Below are 1622 nucleotides of genomic sequence, written 5' to 3'. Positions count from 1 at the left end.
AACTAACTAGAAGCACTTAATTGCACGATGTCCCACTTTGATACCGAGCTTGATACATCAGGTCTTAACTGCCCTCTCCCTTTGTTAAAAACAAAAAACGTACTCTCAACCATGCAGCTAGGAGAACGATTACGGGTGATTGCTACAGATCGTGGTGCCTTTATAGATATACCTGTTTATTGTGTAATGTCTGAAAACCCATTGATTGATACAACTGAAACAGACAATGAGCTGATCTTTATCATCGAAAAAGGTGCCGCTTGAGAAAGCCAACATATTTTTTCCATTAGATAAAAACTTAATCATAATCCGAACCTGTTCAAGCCATGATGAATGGTCCGAAGCATTGTACAATAGCGCCTTTATTTAACTAACGACTAAACGAGAGAAACATGAAAGTTCAGAGCCATATTGCCGATCTTGATACCCCAACAGGTGTGATGCGTACCTATATTCACCGCCCTGTTGGTGAAGGCAGTTTCCCTACTGTTTTATTTTATTCAGAAATTTTCCAACAAACTGGCCCTATTGAACGTGCGGCCAAAACTATCGCTAGTCACGGTTATGCAGTGTTAGTCCCTGAAGTGTTTCATGAGTTAAATCCAATCGGCACCGTATTAGGTTATGACGATGCCGGTCGTGAAAAAGGTAATGCCGATAAAGAAGCCAAGGATGTGCAAAGTTATGACACTGACAATGTGGCGTTAATCGACTTTGCTAAACAACAAACATGGAGCAATGGTCATATCGGTGCGATGGGCTATTGTATTGGTGGTCATTTGGCATTTCGTGCTGCATTACAACCAGAAGTAAAAGGCACAGCCTGTTTTTATGCCACTGACTTACATATTCAAAACATTCCTAATAAACCTGGCCAACACAGCATGGAACGTCTCGACGACATCAAAGGTGAGTTATTGATGATTTGGGGCAAGCAGGATAACCATGTACCCAAAGAAGGTCTGGCTAAAATTTACACTGAATTAAATGAGACCGATATTCGATTCACCTGGCATGAGTTTAACGCTGAACATGCCTTTATGCGTGATGAAGGTGATGGTGGTCGTTATGATGCACAAACAGCTCAATTAGGCTATCAGTTAGCGTTGAACATGTTTGGCCGAACATTACGTTAATCACATTCAAACTAATGTATGAAGCAACCCTACTCTGGGTTGCTTCAGCTTGAATTGCCTAAAAGTGTCACCGTTTGCATGGCTTAACGTCGCCATATCAAATCAAACTATCGTACTAGTACACTGATTCAGTCCCACTTGCCCTTTCATGACATGCTTTAAAAATATCACCGTAGACCTCGTCCGGTGGCGTAGTTGTTGGCTGAAAATAAACACGTTTAGCTATTGCAAGCAAATCACTACGTCCCTGACTATCCCCATAAATCTTCATTATCTTCTGCTCAAACTGCTCCCAATCATCGCCTTCTGTTTGACGAATAGTTTGAATTTCACGTGCCGTGCCCGCCTGATAAGCACAGCTGGTAATGATTGAACGTTCAATTTCTTCAGCGTGGCCGGTCGAGCTAAAAATAAAAGCTAGTGCAATCATCATTTTATACTGCATTTTACAGACCCTATTCGTTAAACTATGGACTAATTCATACT

General features: G+C 41.4%; 3 protein-coding genes. 2 read left to right on the top strand and 1 reads right to left on the bottom strand.

The window, feature by feature from the left end; genetic code table 11:
• Positions 1-27 precede the first annotated feature (27 nt).
• Positions 28-264, top strand: coding sequence for a sulfurtransferase TusA family protein (locus tag AC3AYF_RS20765; RefSeq protein ID WP_487780367.1), 237 nt, complete (start codon positions 28-30; stop codon positions 262-264).
• A 128-nt stretch (positions 265-392) separates the two neighbouring features.
• On the top strand, positions 393-1136 hold the full coding sequence (locus tag AC3AYF_RS20760; RefSeq protein ID WP_487780366.1) for a dienelactone hydrolase family protein: 744 nt from the start codon (positions 393-395) through the stop codon (positions 1134-1136).
• Between the two features lie 115 nt (positions 1137-1251).
• Here the strand turns inward: AC3AYF_RS20760 and AC3AYF_RS20755 are convergent.
• Positions 1252-1622: hypothetical protein (locus tag AC3AYF_RS20755; RefSeq protein ID WP_487780365.1), on the bottom strand; the 371-nt coding region annotated here is incomplete at its 5' end.

Source organism: Salinicola sp., assembly GCF_982684285.1.
Note: the sequence above shows the minus strand (reverse complement) of the source record. Positions and strands in the feature narration are given on the sequence as shown.

What these genes read in the sequence shown, in the direction of transcription:
- AC3AYF_RS20765 (WP_487780367.1), top strand. Translation starts at nt 28, where the DNA reads ATGTCCCACTTTGATACCGAGCTTGATACATCAGGTCTTAACTGCCCT.
- AC3AYF_RS20760 (WP_487780366.1), top strand. Translation starts at nt 393, where the DNA reads ATGAAAGTTCAGAGCCATATTGCCGATCTTGATACCCCAACAGGTGTG.